The following is an 18,376-nucleotide window of genomic DNA, read 5'->3' on the forward strand; positions in this document are numbered from 1 at the left end:
ACGTTTAGGCAGGACACTATGGAAAAAATGGTCAGGCTATCATCGGCGAAGTTTGGTTGAAACTAAGATGCATTGCATCAAATTATTAGGAGATAAACTCAGTGCAAGGAGTTTTGATAGCCAAGTGAATGAGATCCATGCACGTGTAGCAGTCCTTAACAGATTTACGGAATTAGGTCGACCACTTACCCAAGTTACGCCTTAAATTTGGCTCAATTAGGGGCGCTTTGCATTTCAAATCTTTGTGCAACAAAGCCAATTATAAGTAAAATATGTAACTCTAACGATAATCCTTATATTGAGAATTCACTGCAAGGCTTAAATAAAAATGTTTATTTGAATAAATATAGTATCGATGGTGGGAAATGGTATCAAAAACTTGCTGCTGTTAGTGTTTACAAAAAAACCAATAAAAACCCAATATTAATAACATTACATACTCAATACTGGGATACACCAACCATTAATGGAACAACATATTCTATAGATTTATATCAAATAACTAATAAAAATGGAAAAATTCAAGTAACTGATATTAGCAAAATTTTAGGAGACAAACAAAGTGGATTAGATGGAGTTTCTGATGATTACATTCTTTTCGACTTAAAAAATATTGCCTTAATCAAAAAGTGGCTGGATAAAAATTATAAATAAAAGTTTCTTCACTTTCAATTTTATGTAGCATCGTATTTCTATTAAAAAGTACCTCGTTATAGGTGCTCTATATTTTACTCAACAAACAATAACGCCAATCGCACTTGGTCATAACCCAATTTAGGACTTGTTAAATCTACAATCGGACTCGGACGAAGTTTAATAGAATCATCATTAAAATGATTTGGGTCTTTAGGAATATAAGACTTCTAGAAGATAAGATTCAGATATTGAATCTAAATCGCTATTTCATACAACACACCTAGGCTAGGCAGCAACAATCCTGTCTTTCCCCTTGTTTTTGGCTTCATACAAAGCTATGTCGGCACGTTTAAGCGTATCTTTGTATGAACGATCTTCTGGCAATATAGTGGTCACGCCTATGCTAGCTGTAACAAGTTCATCATCTACAGAAAACTGGCTTAACTCTTTTCTAGTACGGTCATGTATCCGTTTGGCAAGCTGAATTGCCTGCTCATACCCAGTATTAGGCAAAATAACCACAAACTCATCACCACCTAAGCGACAGGCACAATCAGTCTTCCGAATTGTCAAACGAAGAACATCTGCTACTGCTTGAATTGCTTCATCCCCCACATGATGCCCCCGACTATCATTGATTTTTTTTAGGTTATCAAGATGGAGGTCGGCACTAAATGTCGTACGTATGACTCATAATGTAGTGTCAAGTCATGCTCTAGTTTTCTACGGTTGAAAAGCCCCGTTAACTGATCGGTATGACCTAGTTCTCTCAGTCTGATTTCCAAGTCGTGTCGTTTTGAAATATTACTTGCGACCCAGAGTACAACTTCTTCTTCTTCCACCAAAAAACTCAGGGCTTGGATACGTACTTCGAACCAAATTGGTGCTTCAGGGCCATAATCGGGTAAACCTTTCACATCCCTGTTGCTCAACTCATATTCTTCAATAAGAAGCTTTTTAGACTCTAGCGCTTGGCTAATGAGTTCCATAAACAAGTTGGCTTTATCAGGCTTTATCATATCCGATATATACCGACCAACGAGACTGGAACCATCATGGTAATAGCGCTTATCACGGCCACCAAACACCGCAACATATTTCCCACTTCGGGTCAGAATAAAGGCAGGATCTGGCAAAGTATCCAGAATAATGGCCATCTGCTCAACGTTGATCATGAAGCATGTCTTCTGCTTGAGTTACAATATGTAACATATTAGTTAAATGAGAATATAAATGCACGATTTTTTTTTCGCCAAAATTTAAATTTTTAATGAGATAGCTTTTCTAAAATCAACTTAATACAGCCATACGAAATACTTTTTTATTTTCTTTTAAATCAAATCACTATCACATAAAAAAGCCTAGATACATCTTTCTAGGCTTTTTAAATATTTTATCTATGTTTCACGCTTACGATTTTAATAAAGTTTCACTGTACTTAATTCATCTATACCAAACTTAGGCTATTTAACAAATAACAATGCCAAACGAACTTGGTCATAACCCAGTTTAGGACTTGTTAAATCTACAATCGGACGAAGTTTAATAGAACCATCATCATTAAAATGATTTGAATCTTTACGCTTCATTAAACGCTTATAAATTTTACGCACTTGCTCAACGACTTCTTCACCTGGGCTTGCCACAGAAATATCTAACCCCTGCTCTTTATGCAAACGCCCTAAATGATTAATAATGGTTGCAGGCGTTAAACCACGCTCAACCGCAATATCTTGAATTTCATAACCATCAACAAAGAGTGCTTTCGTTTCATCTAAAGTTGCAGCAGCGTAATTGGTTTTACCCCCTGTTTTCGCTATTTTTTTCTCATTACGCTCAATTTCAACTTCATTTAACGTACCACCACAATGACGAATAAACGCCTTATGTTGCGGAGTTAAATCAATCTCTTGATAATGTGTTTCTGCTTCATCAGAAAGCTCTTGAAAACGTCGATCTGCTTTAATGGCTAAACTATCTAACTCTAAAGCCTGTTCATTAAAACCAAGCAAACGTAAGCCATCTAAGCTTTTTAAACGAGACAATGCAACATAGCCTTGCCCATTTTCAAAGGTATGACTTAAATTAATTTCAGCGGCTTCTAAAGTCATCCCTTGAGATTTATGAATGGTAATTGCCCAAGCCAAACGTAAAGGAATCTGCGAAAAACTTGCGATGGTTTTACCTGCATCGTTATCTACAGACCATGTTTCAGGCTCGACCAATAAAGTCGTATCATCGGTTAGTTTTACTTTAGGTAAACAGCCATATTCATCATCTTCTTCAAAACCAATGACTTCACCCAAACTGCCGTTAATATAGCCCATGTCAAAATTGTTCTTTACGAACATCACTTTGGCATTTTTCTTTAAAGTTAAATTCTCAGGCGCACGTACGGAAGATTTTAAAGTATCAATAAGTTTGTCGTTGCCATCACATTGCGCATCAAACTGACGACCATCATTTTCAATTTCATTCAAATGCTTAAAGTTGATGGTGTCGACATCCATATTGTGCGTATATAAACGTGTGAACGTATCGCCAATATCTTGATCGCGCGTATTAATTAAAGCCTGTTTATGTTCTTGGCTGATGGATTGGCTACGAATAGCATTTAAAATATCGTTTAAATAGTCGTTGCCTTGACGATGTTGCTCTGTTAAATAGCAAACGCGGAATTTAGCTTCAACCCAAGCTTCCGACATAAAACAAAATTTATCTCGGTTACGTTCATCATTGCGACCTACGGGTGGTAACTGGAAAAAATCACCCGCAACAATCACTTGAATTCCACCAAAAGCTTCATCACTTTCTTTAAAAAATTTTAGAACTTTATTTACCAAGTTCAGTTGTTTGGCGTGAAGCATGGAAATTTCATCAATAATTAAAACTTGGGCATTTTCTAAATGCTCTTTTAAATATTTGCGTTCTTTTAAACGTTTCAGCTCATCTTCTGAAATCGCATCTTTAATACCAATCCCTGCCCATGTATGAATGGTCATACCGTTCATATGTGTCGCAGCAATACCTGTAGAAGCCGTAATAGCCACAGTCACTTTGCGAGCTTTCAAATAATTAATATATTGATTAAGCGTATAGGTTTTCCCCGCACCAGCCGATCCTGTTAAAAATACGTTCTCACCGGCTTTTAATAACTTCAGTGCAGTTTCTTGTTTCATAAGACCTATAACCATAAATGAACCGCTATAGCCTACAGATTTTTGACTAAAAAGTTAAGGTTAAAAATTGGATAAACGACAAAGCATGTCTTTCAATTTTGTTTAATTGTTTTTCTTTTGATTTAATTCATCAATAAATTGTTTTGCAACACTCACAAGTAGTTGTTCAGCCTTTTTATTATTGGGATATTCCAACTGATCGAAATATAATGTCCCATGTCGAAGATGACAACCTAGCGTTAAATGATCTTCATAATGTGGAGATGACATATGAAATGCCACATATTCCCCATATATTATTTGCTCTGCATAACTCGATGCTAAACAGTGATGAAAACGTTGAGATTCTTCGATAATACGATCTAAATTTGTTAACTCCTCAAATTGCCAATGATTAAATGTAATAGATTCTAGCTGCGTAAATGAAGTCCAATTGAACTGTGAAAAATCTGACTTTAATTTTTCTAGAATTTCATTCTTATGAATTTGATGATGCCACTCAACAGCTTTATGAAATAACCCAACCCACGTAACACCTTTAGATATCTGCAAGTTTTCACTAAAAGAGTGCATTAAATAATCACGAACATATGAATCAAAAACAGATTCTCTTACATGATGATTTCTTAAATAAAAAAGCTGCCTAAAATCATTGATCTGAATATTATGGCGTTTTAATGCATATATAAAATCGGCACCTTTTTGCGTTTCTGGCAATATATATGCCATAAGTTCACTTGGTAAATGGCTTGTGATCTGTTGCAAATGCATCATATAAGCTTGCATTACACGACTTAAATTCACGTAAACACGCTTAATAATTGATTCATCTTGTTTGGCTTGCTTCGCTAAAAGCTTAATCCATTCATCTAAATATAAAATTGAAGGAGAAATAATAGAATTTTGAGAAGATGCTTGCTGACTATTTTTTAATGGATGATTTTTATTAAACTTCCCTTGAATATCACAAAAAACACAACTAAATATAAACATCCGAGCAGAAGAAAATTGAAAATGCTGTAAACATGCCAAAATAATACTTGAATGAAAACGACTGCAATCTATAAAGCTCATGGCACTAATAGTAACTCTCACACTCGTATGCTGAATGGACTCAACAACCCAATCAACAACAGACTGATCTTGTTTAAATAGCCAATTTACATCTTTAGGATACTCAAATAAGGGTTGTTGTAAATGTGAAAGCCAAAGCTCTTTTTCAACACCATAAAAATTTTTCTTTGCAAAAATATCGGTTTTAGACCACCGATCTTTATTCATTAATTGAGTGAAACCGAAAAGATTTGAATGCTGTTCTGCATGTTTTAATCGCGCTAGTATTTCCGATTGACTATTTAAATAATCTTTTAAACTAAAAGAACTGGGAAATATGATACCCATGATTCGAAAATGTGCTTTTGGCAAAAGCTCTTTTGCACTAGAGCCTAAGTCAATTAAGCTCTGTATTAAGGGTTGAATCGCTAAAAAACTATCGCCTAAAACAACTTCTAAACGAAATAACTGCGCAAAAATACTAGAAATTTCATTCGGAATTTCAATTAATTCAGTGCGTTTTTTTGAAAATAATTTACCTTTATACACGCCCACTTTAATCATTAAATGATCAATAATTTCAGCTTGTACTACAGATAAATTATTTAACCATTGCGCTATTCTTTGCTGCCCATTTACCCAAATATAAAGCTGTTCACATATTAATTGGCGAAGTTTTTCAGCCTGTTCTCTCATTAAAATTGGATTATGATTATCTACGTCACGCGTGAAAAATTGTAATTCTTCCATAACAAATATTTCTATTTGAGATGCCATCATATTTTTAAATGTAAAATCAACATCAAGAAAATCATCACTAAATTCAACCTTAAGATGTTGATTCATTAAATAAATCGTTCGTTTTGAACGATCAATTTGAAAAACATGATGCGTATCTAAACGCCCTAAAATATCAAGTTGATCTAAATAAATAGTTTCTGCCGTCTTTGATATTTTTATCATTTGATTGGCTAAATCTTGCAGAACAATATGTGATTGCTGTTCTTTTTTTCTTTTCATCACACTCCCTTTTCAGGAGATCCTCATATTTAATAACTATAATCATAAAATGATTTAAGGGTAAATAGTAAACTTCATTTGACAAGTATTTACAGTTCTTTGATATTGAATAGATATCATTTTAATGATGACATTTTATTCGAGCAAAAATATGACAGCAACAGTACAAAAAATAGAATATAGACCCGATATTTTAGGTACAGGTTATGAATGTACAGATCTTGAATTTCCCGATGATTATGAAGGGAAAGTTATTGCTACTTTAGTTCGGAAAAAAGCGAAAAAGCAAACAAGTAAAGCTGTTCTATATATTCATGGTTTTATCGACTATTTTTTTCAGACTGAAATGGCTGAAAAGTTTAATGAACAAGGCTTCGATTTTTATGGCTTAGATTTAAGAAAATACGGACGATCTCACCTGTCCCATCAACAGTTTTATAATGTACGTCATCTTTCTGAATATGATGCCGAAATTAGCAAAGCTTTAGATATTATTGGCTCAGAAAAACAGGATTCTGTTTTACTTTGCGGTCACTCTACAGGTGGACTAATCACAACGCTTTATGCTGCACATCATCCTTATCATCCACTCATTAAAGCATTATGGGCAAATAGTCCATTCTATGATTTTAATAAAACAACTATCGAAAAAAAATTAGGGATTCCAAATCTAAGTCTATTGGGAAAATTTTTGCCTAACTTAAAATTTCCAAGTGGTTTAAATCGTTGGTATACATCAAGCTTACATATTAGTTTACATGGTGAATGGAACTTTAATTTAGAGTGGAAAAAAGAACGCTATCCTTATGCGCATCTTAGTTTTGTACGTGCTATTTATGAAGCACAAAAAGAGATTCATAAGGGTGTGTATATGAGTGTACCCACTTTAGTTATGCATTCTCATCGCACAACAAATCCTAAAAATTGGGGTGTTGATGCTCAAAGTAGTGATATTATTTTAGACGTAAAAGACATTGAAAAATATGCACTGAAAATGTCAGGCAATATTCAGTTATGTTCCATTGAAAATGGCGTACATGATCTTGTTTTATCTGCACTTCCTGTACGCGAAAAAGTATATACAGAATTGTTTAAGTGGTTGAATCTTAAAATGGCTTAAACATTAAAATTAAGAGATGCATCCTTCTTTTTTATTAGCCCCATAAACTAGAAAATCCTGCGACATCACATTAATTTTGATACTTTAAAATTTTATGATGTGCAGGATGATCATTGGGCACTAGCTCTAATAAACGTTCTAAAGCATCGACAGCTTCAGGATAATGAGCCAAATGCTTTAATAAAATATCTGTATTTTGCGCATTAAAAATAGCTTCACTTAAACGAGATTCAATGCAATCACGCCATGTACATAAAAATGGACTTTCTGTTTTTGCTAAAAAAGCTCCATTAAATTGTTTTAATGCTGCTTCTAAATAACCTGCATCTAAAGCACTTTCAACGTGCAGAAAATCTGCCTCAACAATTGCTTGAAAGCGATATGGTCGTGAAATAATTAAATCACCCAAAATGTCCTTAATTTGAGACATTTCAGCTTTTAATGTACCCATACTAATTTTTCGCTCACCGTATAATGCCTGATGTAATTGCTCTAAATTTAAGCCTGTAGGACATAAAGCTAAAATACATAAAATTTCAATTTGTCTTGGTGTTAAAACAATCACTTTGCCATTTATTAAAACTTGGGGCGATGAAAAACCGCGTATATAAATATTGTGCTGACCTAAATCTAATAATGCATTTTGAATAATAGATGCGCAGCGTTCCGCAGCAAGTAAACCTAAACTATTATGCTTTTTCCACACGGTAGATAAATCGATGACACCTAATATTTGATGAGTCGATTGATCGACCACAGGTGCTGCATAGCAGACCCAATCTTGTATAGATTCCATATAATGTTCATTGGAAAATACACAGCTCGATTGTTGAGTTTTTAAGGTTAATGCTAAGGCATTTGTACCGACTAAATCTTCACGCCATTGACCGCCTTCAATAAAATGAACTTGTTCAGCAGCCGAACGCATTTGCTTGCTCGCAGCACTCCAAATAATCGTACTTCCAACATCACCCACGGCAAGTACCATCGAAGATTGATCAGCAATATGTTTAAGCTCATCCTCACAGATTTGAAGTGCACATTTTAATTTGGCAGAAGGTATTTTTTTCTGTTTATTGGGGACGGCGTTAGTCAATGGCGCTGCAGTGCGGTCAGATGGAATGAATGCAGATTCAGAACGATGCCATGAACTGATAATACTTTGTTCAAGCCTACTTGCATGTTGTAATGACAAAGTACTACTTTGTCTTAACCGTTCAATTTCTTGTCGCTTTTGAATTAATTTATGAATTCCGATCATCTGCCTTTTCCTTTCATATAGACAGTCATTATTTCCATTCATTGTTTATTTTTTTATTTTTGAACAGTTTCCCATTTAGATAATTAACTACAGTTCTATACTTTTGTCTTCAATTTTATTGTGACATTTCGTCAACATAATTAAATCTAACGTTCATGTAGTAGGCATACACTAAATTAAAATGCGAATGCATTTTTGACTTAGTTTGAATCCAACCTTTTTCCAACCTTTTCCGTTCTAATCTCAAAAACTACGGAAAAATCTAATCATAACTTCGATAGTACATCGAGAAACAAAAAGGAAATTGTTATGCGCTATGCAGATCCAAATACAGACGGCTCAAAAGTACAATTTAAATCTCAATACGAAAACTTTATTGGCGGGAAATGGGTAGCACCTGTGAAAGGACAATACTTTGATAATATTTCACCCGTAAATGGGCAGGTTTTTACCAAGGTACCTCGCTCTTCTGTGGAAGACATTGAACTGGCTTTAGATGCAGCCCATGAAGCAAAAATTAAATGGAATTCCGCATCACCTACAACGCGCTCTAATCTTTTATTAAAAATTGCAGATCGTTTAGAAGAGAACCTAGAACTACTTGCAGTTGCAGAAACTTGGGATAATGGTAAACCTATCCGTGAAACCTTAGCGGCAGATATTCCACTGTGTATTGACCATTTTAGATATTTTGCAGGTTGTATTCGTGCACAAGAAGGCGGAATTTCTGAAATTGATGAAGATACCATTGCCTATCACTTCCATGAACCTTTAGGTGTTGTGGGACAAATTATTCCATGGAATTTCCCAATTTTAATGGCTGCTTGGAAACTTGCACCTGCACTTGCAGCAGGTAACTGTATTGTTTTAAAACCTGCAGAACAAACGCCTGTCAGTATTTTAGTTCTTGTTGAACTCATTCAAGATATTTTACCACCTGGTGTGCTTAACATTGTTAATGGTTATGGCGTCGAAGTTGGTCGCCCACTAGCAACCAATCCGCGTATTGCGAAAATTGCATTTACAGGTTCAACCGCTGTTGGTCAAATGATCATGCAATATGCGACAGAAAATATTATTCCTGTCACTTTAGAGCTTGGCGGTAAATCACCAAACTTGTTCTTTGAAGATATTATGGATCGTGAAGATGACTATCTTGATAAAGCATTAGAAGGCTTTGCAATGTTTGCCTTAAACCAAGGTGAAATTTGTACTTGTCCATCTCGTGCTTTAGTTCAAGAAAGCATTGCAGATCAATTTTTAGAAAAAGCGGTTGAACGTGTTAAGCGTATTAAAACAGGTCATCCTTTAGATACAACCACAATGATTGGTGCACAAGCATCGCAAGAACAGCAAGATAAAATTTTAGGATGTATTGCGACAGGTCGTGAAGAAGGTGCACAAATTTTAACAGGTGGCGAAGCGCGTCATGAAGTTGGTGAAGGTTTCTATATTGAACCCACTATTTTTAAAGGTACAAATAATATGCGTACTTTCCAAGAAGAAATTTTTGGACCCGTACTTGCAGTCACTACATTTAAAGACTTTGATGATGCAATTAAAATTGCCAATGACACCATTTATGGTTTAGGTGCAGGTGTTTGGTCACGTTCAGCGCATACGTCATACCGTGCAGGACGTGCAATTCAAGCAGGTCGAGTATGGACGAACTGTTATCACATGTACCCTGCCCATGCTGCTTTTGGCGGTTATAAAAAATCTGGTATTGGTCGTGAAAATCATAAAATGATGCTCGATCATTATCAACAAACCAAAAACTTACTCGTAAGTTATTCAACTAAACCTGCTGGTTTCTTCTAAATCATCTTAATTCTTTGTTTGCGGACAGACTGCCCGCAAGCAAAGCTTCATTATCAGATATCTGAAAACAAAAATGAGATGCCTCGACATCTTCCAAATATGACAGGACGTCTATCTGGCTTGGTATTGAAATTGCATTAACACGCATATCAACAAATTTATTGGAGTTTATCATGTCAGATTCCCACATCGGCAATTCTACAACTGTGCCTGCCGCAGAATCACAACAAGAATATTTCGCGAAACGGCAACTTAAACAAGGTGCCGTTGGTTGGTTACTTTTAGTTGGCTTAGGTGTTGCTTACGTTATTTCAGGTGACTTTGCGGGTTGGAATTTCGGTCTTGCTCAAGGTGGCTGGGGCGGAATGTTTATTGCAACAGTTGTTGTCGCGTTCATGTACCTATGCATGTGTTTATCTATGTCTGAAATGGCAACCATGTTACCTACAGCAGGTGGCGGATATAGCTTTGCACGCACAGCTTTCGGACCTTTGGGCGGTTACTTAACAGGAACAGCGATTCTCATTGAATATTCAATCGCGCCTGCTGCCATTGCATGTTTCATTGGTGCCTATTGTGAATCCTTATTTGGCATTGGTGGATGGATTATTTATCTTATTTGCTATCTTGTATTTATGGGCATTCATTTAAAAGGTGCTGGTGAAGCTTTAAAAATTATCTTTGTCATTACAGCTATTGCTGCTGTTGCCTTATTCGTATTCATTATTGCCATGGTGCCTCATTTTAACAGTGCAAACTTATTCAATATTGCAGCGACAGATAAAGCAGGCGCAAGTTCATTTTTACCTTTTGGCTATATGGGTATTTGGGCTGCTGTTCCTTATGCAATTTGGTTTTTCTTAGCTGTTGAAGGTGTTCCTTTAGCTGCTGAAGAAGCAAAAGATCCAACTAAATCTCTTCCACGAGGCTTAATTGGCTCTATGCTTATTTTGGCTGCCTTTGCCCTACTTATTTTAGTCTTAGGTGTTGGTGCTGCGGGTGCAGACTTATTAAAAGACTCAGGAGCACCACTTGTTGATGCATTAGTTGCCGTATATGGAACAAATACTTGGTTAGCAAGCTTTGTTAACTTTGTCGGTTTGGCAGGTTTAATTGCGAGCTTCTTCTCTATTATTTACGCATATTCACGTCAAATTTTTGCATTATCTCGTGCAGGTTACTTACCAACTTAATTATCACTCACCAACAAAAACAAAGCGCCTTATTTAGCCATCATTATTCCGGGCATTATTGGTTTTGCTTTATCACTCACAGGTGAAGGTGACTTACTTATTTTAATGGCTGTATTTGGTGCCACTATTTCTTATGTCTTAATGATGCTATCGCACATCAAATTACGTTTATCTCGCCCTGAACTAGTAAGACCATACAAAACACCAGGTGGTATTGTGACTTCATCGATTGCCTTGGTTCTTGCTTCTATTGCTGTTGTTGCAGGCTTTTTAGTAGATCCAAAAGTTTGGTTTATGGCTGCGGGTATTTATGTTGCCTTTATCGCTTATTTCCTCATTTTCAGTCGCCACAACCTTGTAAATGGGACACCTGAAGAAGAATTTGAAAACATTCGTAAAGCCGAAGCAGAGTTATAAAAGGAATTACTCATGTCATACAAAACATTAATTTCCCATCAGAATTATGTCTTTGCCGATTTAAAAACACTGATGGCAAAAGCAACTCCGCTACGTTCAGGTGATGAACTCGCGGGCGTTGCCGCAGTAAATGCGACTGAACGTGTTGCTGCACAAATTACCCTTGCCGATGTTCCTTTAAAAAACTTTTTAAATGAAACATTAGTCGATTACGACAAAGATGAAATTACTCGATTAATTATTGATGATCATCGCGCAGACCTATTTGCGCCCATTTCACATTTTACTGTGGGTGATTTTCGTAATTGGCTTTTAAGTGCAGATGCAACACCTGAAAAATTGCAGAAATTAGCTTTAGGGCTTACACCTGAAATGGTTGCAGCTGTAAGTAAGATTATGCGAAATCAAGACTTAATCTACGTTGCAAATAAATGTGAAGTCATTACACAGTTTAGAAATACCATTGGTCTTAAAGGACATTTATCAACACGTTTACAACCGAACCATCCCACCGATGATTTATTAGGAATTTCAGCAAGTATTTTAGATGGATTGATGTACGGAAATGGCGATGCAGTAATTGGTATTAACCCTGCAACAGACAACCTACACAATCTATCAGAGCTACTAAAACTTTTAGATCATGTTATTCACAAATATGAAATTCCAACGCAATCTTGTGTACTCACTCATATTAGCTCTGGCATTCAACTTGCCGAAAAAAATGTCCCTATCGATATCATGTTCCAATCTATTGCAGGCACACAGCTTGCCAATGAAGGATTCGGCATTTCACTAGAAATGTTACGTGAAGGTTATGAAGCAACGTTGTCATTAAACCGCGGCACTATTGGGAACAATGTCATGTACTTCGAAACAGGACAAGGTAGTGCATTATCTAGCAATGCTCATCATGGTCTAGATCAGCAAACCATCGAAACTCGAGCCTATGCTGTTGCACGAAAATTTAATCCATTTTTAGTCAATACCGTCGTTGGATTTATTGGGCCTGAATACTTATACGATGGTAAACAAATTATTCGAGCAGGTTTAGAAGATCACTTCTGCGGAAAACTGTTAGGTTTGCCAATGGGCTGTGATATTTGCTATACAAATCACGCAGAAGCAGATCAAAATGACATGGATGTTCTCCTCACATTATTTGGTACAGCTGGTATCAATTTTATTATGGGAATACCTGGTTCAGATGATGTGATGCTAAATTATCAAACAACATCTTTTCATGATGCGCTCTATCTTCGTCAATTATTAGGACTAAAACCTGCACCTGAATTTGAACTTTGGTTAGAACAACAAGGTGTTATGCAACAATCTAATCAACATATTCGATGGGCAGATAAAATGCCTTCTCAATTTGCAAGCTTACTTACTTGAGGATATTCAACATGACAAAAATTGAATTAGACTCACAAAAAAAATTTGAAATTTCCACAAAAGTTGATGCTTGGGAACAACTTAAAAATTATACAGATGCTCGTATTGCATTAGGTCGTGCTGGCTGTAGCATTCCTACAAAACCGATGCTCGACTTTCAACTATCCCATGCTCAAGCGCGGGATGCCGTATTTCAACCCCTTGATACAACACATCTTCAACATTTGTTTCGAGAAAAAAATATAGATAGCTTCACAGTACAAAGCCTTGCAGAAAACAAAGAAGTCTTTCTTAAACGTCCAGATTTAGGTCGAATTTTGAATGATGAATCAGTTGAAAAGTGCAAACAATACAAACGAGATAATCGGCAAAAGTTTGATGTTTGTATTGTGATTGGAGATGGGTTATCTGCTCTAGCCATAGAGGAAAATGCATTTTCAATGGCTATAGCGTTAAAACAACAATTTGAAAAACAAGGATGGAGTTTAGCCCCCATTATTATAGCAACAGGAAGTCGCGTTGCTTTAGGTGATCATGTCGTTGAACTTTTAGACATTCCCATGCTTGTTATGATGATTGGCGAAAGACCTGGCTTAAGCTCGCCTGATAGTATGGGGATTTACTACACATGGGGTGCGAAAAAAGGAAATTTAGATTCAACTCGTAATTGTATTTCAAATATAAGACCTGCTGGCTTGAGTATTGAAATTGCAACTCAACGTTTAATGGGCCTCATGATAAACTCAAAAAAACACTCCATTTCGGGTGTTCATCTAAAAGACGATCACATCATTGAAAGTGTAGAAATACATGAAAAACCAAAACTGTTATTTTAGATTTTTAAAAGCGGACTACGGTTCGCTTTTTTGTGACGCAACATCTGAATAATCAAATTTTTTAATAAAAAACTTAGGTGAATCTAGATAATTATTTGCTAAATAAAAACGATGAGCATCTTTTCTATAATTGGCACTTCTGAGTTCTACCCGATCACATCTACGTGCTTGAGCGAGTTGCTCCACATGACTTAATAATATTTTCCCTATTTTTAAACTTCTGAATTTTTCATCAACACAGAAATAGCTAATACGAGCATAATCACCTTCAACCGCCAACTGGGGTACATAATGCATGGAAATAAAGGCACAGACTTGATTTTGAATATGAGCAACTAATAACAACTCATTTCCATCCTCAATTAGTCGCTTAATTTTAGGTTCTAATATGGACAAATCTTGCGGGTATCCCATTTGTGCAAGCAATGAAGCAATACTATTTATATCTTCTATTTTTGCAGCTCTAACTTGAACTTGATTCAACATTTTAAGATCCATCTTCGATGTATATTGATGCTGTTTTAAAACCACTTTACAGCATTTATTTTATCTTAAAAGAATATTAGTGCTTAGAAATATATTCTGACTAAAATTTATAAAAAAATTATAAAGCATCTAAATAATTGAGTTAATTCACACATAGAAAAATAACTTTAGATCATATAATCTGAAAGCGTTTCTATTATTCAAAATATCTAATTTTATGCGTGATTTCCCAGATACCATTTATGCCATTCAACATGTTGCTTTTGAGGATTTAGGTTGTTTAGAAGATACATTTTATCAACTCGGATTCCGTGTCCGCTATTTTGAAGCAGGTATTGATGATCTCACAAAGGCATATGAGCACAAGGGATTAACCATTATTTTAGGCGGTCCAATTGGGGTAAATGAAACTAAAGACTACCCTTTCATACAAAAAGAAATAGACTTACTAAAAGTTCGTTTAAATAATAATTTACCAACAATTGGAATTTGTTTAGGTGCACAACTCATTGCACACGCTTTAGGTGCAAAAGTTTATGCAGGTTCAAACAAGGAAATCGGTTGGAGTAAATTAACCTTATCCAATGAAATTTCTAATCCACTCAATCTACTTCAAAATATAGATGTTTTACATTGGCATGGCGATACATTCGATTTACCTAAAAATGCAAAATTACTCGCAAGTACAGAGGTTTATCCGAACCAAGCTTTTTCAATTGGTAAACACATTCTTGCCCTGCAGTTTCACATTGAAGCATCAGCAGATAGCATGGAAAAATGGCTCATTGGGCATACCTGTGAGTTAAGACATGCTGATATTAATATCGGAAAATTACGGGAAGATAATCAAACTTTTGCACCGCAACTTGAACCTGCTGCAAATCAAATTATTAAAAACTTCATGCTATCTTTAACGAATTAGTATTTTCTTTGAATTAAAAGATCTAAGCAAGCGCTTAGATCTTGCCCCAATATTGCCTTGTATACTTATAACTAAAATAGCTTTATTAAAGATTAGATTTAAAACTTAATTATGAGTTTTCTTATTTTGATACCTGCTTAAATAAAATAATTTTAGCGGTTATCTTGTGACGATTGAATTACCACAATTTACTTAGGCTATTTGATTTTACAAAAAGTCGACTCAGAAATTCCACTCAATTGCAGACTTTTGTTCTGTCTATCTAAATAATAATTCGATGCAATCCACATATTAGAAGCATTTTCTAATTGTTTATTCTGCTCAGATATTTTTTTAATATTCTCATACGCCTTAATACGTTCACAAAATACTTTACTCTTTTCTTTTGATGTTGCCTGACTCATATCATCATCCAAAATCGCTTTTGAATTTTGAATAATAGTCATGTACTCATTCAATAAAAAATCGTATTTTTCTTGCGTCAGTTTCTCTGCATACGTAAATGATGCAAAAAAACTAAACACAATTATAAGAAACTTAAAGTAAAGTTTCATATATCTTAAGCCTCATCACCCTCTTTCCAAACGTCCTCATAGTCATCACCATCTATCATAAAGCGATAACCAACGTCTAAAGCTAAATATGGAAGAACGTCTGGTGCAATTTCTTGTAATTCACGAACAGTCATTGTTTCAAAATGATCTGTACCGTCTTCAAGTTCTCCACCGTAAATATACCAACTAACATTATCTTCAGTTTCTGTTTTTTTACGAATGCCCACCAACGGATCTTTATTTAATGTTTGAACAGCAACGGCAATGACATCGTCTCCACTGACTTCTATGTAAGCAGACCCAAATTCTTCACATAGAAGCTTTTGTTCTGCAATGAGTTCAGCCAATGCTGAAGTTTGTTGTGGATTTTTAGCCATAATTTAGATAAACAATTAAAATGAATATTGCCTAGCTTATATTAAATTAAAAATTTTCCAATATCACACTTCAAATTAATTAAAATAATGAACATCGATTACATATATTATTTAAATATTCACTCAATAATTTAAACCCCAAAACCATAGGTGTTATTGCTAGACCATTCAAATTATTAAAAAAAGCACCCGAAGGTGCTCTATTTAATCTAGGGATTATATACACTTGTAAATTGTTTATAAATTGAAGATTCAACACCATCCTTATAAACAAATCTTGAAATTACACCTTGGTCTGTATGTATATTAATTGAAATACGATCCGATTTTAGATCTGCCATTAAGTTTTTAGGAACAACAATACTGTTTTTCGAATGACGTAAATTTAAAATTAACTCTTGAGTGGTCTTAGTTTCAGGATTGAAACTATATGATTTCTCATCATTACTAAACGTCACTTTTTGAATGTCATAATATTGATAAATACTATCTAAACTGACTTTAACTTGAAAATTATCTTTCCTCTGATCATTCCAACTTACTGTCATTAAAGGACAAAGCTCGTTATCTGTACACAATGGCAACCCTTTTGTTCCAACATTCTCTTGTGGCAATGTTGTACAGGCACCTAAAAATACCATTCCAGCTAATACCCATATATTTTTATTCATTCAAAATTCCAATATCTTAATTAATACCTAAAAATTTAAATGCTGGCGTTGCCTTTAACGAACTATTTGCTTTGCCTGCATAAGTAATCGTTTGATCTTTGCCTAAATCTAATTTTAGTGGCTGGGTTGCACTAAAGTTAATATCTTTCAAATCAATCCAAAATGTATTAGGAGATACTGCAGATTCGAAAAAGTATAATTTACGCTTATGATCTACTACTGTTCTCCAACGAGTCGAAGATATATTCGGTTCTTCCTCTGTATTCAATCCAAAAGGTACTGAAACATTTCTGATAACGCTAAACACACTTGCTAACGAATGCTCTGGTGTCGCTTTTTTCGGGATGGCATTGATATAAAAAGATGCTCGTGCAAAACGATCTGCAGCTCTATTTGTACCAGGAAGCATTGTAGTTCCCCCAATTTGTTTCCAATATTCATCTAAAGCAAGTTGCTTTTCAAATAATGGAGAATTTGTCATAACTTGATATTTACGGTCATGATGTATTACTTGCTTACCTTTGACATATTCAATAATTGCACTATCGCCAGAAGCATCTGAAATTGATAAATGTAACGTGGTTAATCTCGCTTCCCCAGGGACAGCATCTGAAACAACAATGAAAGGTTCTTTTTCTAAAGCACGAACTGCCTCATCTACAGTTGCGAAATTATCTAGAATATATTGTGCCCATAAAGAAATACTAATTGTAGGTTTATTATTCTTATCTACATTTGGGTATTCCGACTCAACTAACCACAATAAATTAGCAGCTAAACCTTTTTCATTTAACCCATCTGTAGTTGCAATATCATAACCTGTCGTCACCACACTGCCATATTTAGATACCCATTTAATAGATTTTTTCCCTGCTGCCCCATCTCGGCTAACATTGTTTGGCAATACCCATATATTTGAGCCAACATCTGCTTTCCAATCCATTGAACGTGCTGTCATCACATTCTGTTCATCACCTAAATAAACAACACGTGTGCATGCCATTGATAACTCTCCCACAAGCATTAATCCAGCAGTTAATAGTAACTTTTTTTTCAGATCTTTCATTTTTACCCCTTTTTAAATTTTCTAAATCATTTATATATCAATATGCTAGTTATGTTGAAAAATCTAGTATTAATTTTACTTTTAAATAAAAATTTATATATTATGTGAATAATTTCTTTTTCTTTCCCCCTTGCATAAAAAAACCTGACCATTAAACATGCAAGAAGGCAGTTAAATAACGCTTAGCCTATAAATTCGATTAGAAATCCCGATTTATTCGGGATTTTTTTATGATGATTTTCTAATTTTAAGGCTCTAGCTATAATTCCATTAACATCTCTTATTTTTCACATTTCTAATTTTATATACATAAAAAAACACCCCCTGTTATAAGACAGGGGGTGTTTTAGAATTAATGAGCTGGCGATG

Annotated in this window: 16 protein-coding genes and 3 pseudogenes; 8 read left to right on the forward strand and 11 right to left on the reverse strand. The window is 35.0% G+C overall.

The genetic code is table 11. The annotated features are described in order from the left end of the window. Positions 1-205: pseudogene (locus A6M14_RS10545) on the forward strand (IS5/IS1182 family transposase); the annotation flags it as partial. A 2-nt stretch (positions 206-207) separates the two neighbouring features. Next, positions 208-654, forward strand: coding sequence for a hypothetical protein (locus tag A6M14_RS10550; RefSeq protein WP_152874925.1), 447 nt, complete (start codon positions 208-210; stop codon positions 652-654). A gap of 74 nt (positions 655-728) precedes the next feature. Here A6M14_RS10550 and A6M14_RS14420 read toward each other — a convergent pair. From A6M14_RS14420 to A6M14_RS10565, 5 genes and pseudogenes are all read right to left on the reverse strand, one after another. Next, positions 729-848, reverse strand: a pseudogene (locus A6M14_RS14420) (hypothetical protein); the annotation flags it as partial. A 73-nt stretch (positions 849-921) separates the two neighbouring features. Further along, entirely contained in the window at positions 922-1,251 is a 330-nt protein-coding gene (locus tag A6M14_RS14335; RefSeq protein ID WP_338325174.1) for a GGDEF domain-containing protein, read from the reverse strand. A gap of 29 nt (positions 1,252-1,280) precedes the next feature. Continuing rightward, positions 1,281-1,811 (reverse strand): sensor domain-containing diguanylate cyclase, encoded by a 531-nt coding sequence (locus A6M14_RS14340; protein ID WP_277752897.1) that lies wholly within the window; start codon positions 1,809-1,811, stop codon positions 1,281-1,283. Between the two features lie 288 nt (positions 1,812-2,099). Next, positions 2,100-3,815: an AAA family ATPase gene (locus tag A6M14_RS10560; protein ID WP_152874926.1), complete on the reverse strand. Its 1,716-nt coding sequence runs from the start codon at positions 3,813-3,815 to the stop codon at positions 2,100-2,102. Between the two features lie 102 nt (positions 3,816-3,917). Then, positions 3,918-5,888: a PcfJ domain-containing protein gene (locus A6M14_RS10565; protein WP_152874927.1), complete on the reverse strand. Its 1,971-nt coding sequence runs from the start codon at positions 5,886-5,888 to the stop codon at positions 3,918-3,920. A gap of 151 nt (positions 5,889-6,039) precedes the next feature. Here A6M14_RS10565 and A6M14_RS10570 point away from each other — a divergent pair, with 151 nt between their 5' ends. Then, a complete protein-coding gene (locus A6M14_RS10570; protein ID WP_152874928.1) occupies positions 6,040-7,008 on the forward strand; it encodes an alpha/beta hydrolase in 969 nt (322 codons plus the stop codon). Between the two features lie 70 nt (positions 7,009-7,078). Here A6M14_RS10570 and A6M14_RS10575 read toward each other — a convergent pair whose 3' ends face one another. Further along, entirely contained in the window at positions 7,079-8,269 is a 1,191-nt protein-coding gene (locus tag A6M14_RS10575) for a transcriptional regulator (RefSeq protein WP_152874929.1), read from the reverse strand. A 309-nt stretch (positions 8,270-8,578) separates the two neighbouring features. Between A6M14_RS10575 and exaC the strand changes: the two genes are divergently transcribed. The 4 genes and pseudogenes from exaC to eutC all read left to right on the forward strand — a co-directional run bounded on the left by exaC (position 8,579) and on the right by eutC (position 13,931). Further along, a complete protein-coding gene (gene exaC, locus A6M14_RS10580; protein ID WP_152874930.1) occupies positions 8,579-10,090 on the forward strand; it encodes an acetaldehyde dehydrogenase ExaC in 1,512 nt (503 codons plus the stop codon). Between the two features lie 173 nt (positions 10,091-10,263). After that, positions 10,264-11,700 (forward strand): annotated as a pseudogene (eat, locus tag A6M14_RS10585) (ethanolamine permease). Between the two features lie 12 nt (positions 11,701-11,712). After that, entirely contained in the window at positions 11,713-13,095 is a 1,383-nt protein-coding gene (locus tag A6M14_RS10590; protein ID WP_152874932.1) for an ethanolamine ammonia-lyase subunit EutB, read from the forward strand. Positions 13,096-13,115: 20 nt separating this feature from the next. Next, positions 13,116-13,931, forward strand: coding sequence for an ethanolamine ammonia-lyase subunit EutC (eutC, locus tag A6M14_RS10595; RefSeq protein WP_338325175.1), 816 nt, complete (start codon positions 13,116-13,118; stop codon positions 13,929-13,931). Positions 13,932-13,946: 15 nt separating this feature from the next. Here the strand turns inward: eutC and A6M14_RS10600 are convergent, their stop codons facing one another. Beyond that, positions 13,947-14,417 (reverse strand): GNAT family N-acetyltransferase, encoded by a 471-nt coding sequence (locus A6M14_RS10600; protein ID WP_171500279.1) that lies wholly within the window; start codon positions 14,415-14,417, stop codon positions 13,947-13,949. Positions 14,418-14,634: 217 nt separating this feature from the next. On the opposite strand from A6M14_RS10600, the gene A6M14_RS10605 reads away from it, so the two are divergent. Further along, the gene (locus tag A6M14_RS10605; RefSeq protein WP_152874936.1) at positions 14,635-15,339 is read left to right on the forward strand and encodes a glutamine amidotransferase; all 705 of its coding nucleotides are present in this window, start codon (positions 14,635-14,637) and stop codon (positions 15,337-15,339) included. 197 nt (positions 15,340-15,536) lie between these two features. Here A6M14_RS10605 and A6M14_RS10610 read toward each other — a convergent pair whose 3' ends face one another. From A6M14_RS10610 to A6M14_RS10625, 4 genes are all read right to left on the reverse strand, one after another. Continuing rightward, complete coding sequence (locus A6M14_RS10610) at positions 15,537-15,893, reverse strand: hypothetical protein (RefSeq protein WP_171500280.1); 357 nt, start codon at positions 15,891-15,893, stop codon at positions 15,537-15,539. Positions 15,894-15,898: 5 nt separating this feature from the next. Beyond that, positions 15,899-16,270: an immunity protein Imm33 domain-containing protein gene (locus A6M14_RS10615; protein WP_152874938.1), complete on the reverse strand. Its 372-nt coding sequence runs from the start codon at positions 16,268-16,270 to the stop codon at positions 15,899-15,901. A 209-nt stretch (positions 16,271-16,479) separates the two neighbouring features. Then, positions 16,480-16,941, reverse strand: a complete 462-nt coding sequence (locus tag A6M14_RS10620; RefSeq protein ID WP_152874939.1) for a hypothetical protein — start codon at positions 16,939-16,941, stop codon at positions 16,480-16,482. A gap of 16 nt (positions 16,942-16,957) precedes the next feature. Beyond that, positions 16,958-18,007, reverse strand: a complete 1,050-nt coding sequence (locus tag A6M14_RS10625) for a linear amide C-N hydrolase (protein WP_152874940.1) — start codon at positions 18,005-18,007, stop codon at positions 16,958-16,960. Positions 18,008-18,376: the final 369 nt, after the last annotated feature.

Origin of the sequence: Acinetobacter portensis (assembly GCF_009372215.1) — a bacterium.
Lineage (GTDB): Bacteria > Pseudomonadota > Gammaproteobacteria > Pseudomonadales > Moraxellaceae > Acinetobacter > Acinetobacter portensis.

Bases quoted from the DNA above. Each gene is read 5' to 3' on its own strand.
- A6M14_RS14340 (WP_277752897.1), bottom strand. From the start codon at position 1,811: ATGATCAACGTTGAGCAGATGGCCATTATTCTGGATACTTTGCCAGAT.
- A6M14_RS10620 (WP_152874939.1), bottom strand. From the start codon at position 16,941: ATGAATAAAAATATATGGGTATTAGCTGGAATGGTATTTTTAGGTGCC.
- A6M14_RS10600 (WP_171500279.1), bottom strand. From the start codon at position 14,417: ATGTTGAATCAAGTTCAAGTTAGAGCTGCAAAAATAGAAGATATAAAT.
- A6M14_RS10565 (WP_152874927.1), bottom strand. From the start codon at position 5,888: ATGAAAAGAAAAAAAGAACAGCAATCACATATTGTTCTGCAAGATTTA.
- A6M14_RS10625 (WP_152874940.1), bottom strand. From the start codon at position 18,007: ATGAAAGATCTGAAAAAAAAGTTACTATTAACTGCTGGATTAATGCTT.
- A6M14_RS10590 (WP_152874932.1), top strand. From the start codon at position 11,713: ATGTCATACAAAACATTAATTTCCCATCAGAATTATGTCTTTGCCGAT.
- A6M14_RS10570 (WP_152874928.1), top strand. From the start codon at position 6,040: ATGACAGCAACAGTACAAAAAATAGAATATAGACCCGATATTTTAGGT.
- A6M14_RS10610 (WP_171500280.1), bottom strand. From the start codon at position 15,893: ATGAAACTTTACTTTAAGTTTCTTATAATTGTGTTTAGTTTTTTTGCA.
- A6M14_RS10575 (WP_152874929.1), bottom strand. From the start codon at position 8,269: ATGATCGGAATTCATAAATTAATTCAAAAGCGACAAGAAATTGAACGG.
- A6M14_RS10605 (WP_152874936.1), top strand. From the start codon at position 14,635: ATGCGTGATTTCCCAGATACCATTTATGCCATTCAACATGTTGCTTTT.
- A6M14_RS10615 (WP_152874938.1), bottom strand. From the start codon at position 16,270: ATGGCTAAAAATCCACAACAAACTTCAGCATTGGCTGAACTCATTGCA.
- exaC (WP_152874930.1), top strand. From the start codon at position 8,579: ATGCGCTATGCAGATCCAAATACAGACGGCTCAAAAGTACAATTTAAA.
- A6M14_RS10560 (WP_152874926.1), bottom strand. From the start codon at position 3,815: ATGAAACAAGAAACTGCACTGAAGTTATTAAAAGCCGGTGAGAACGTA.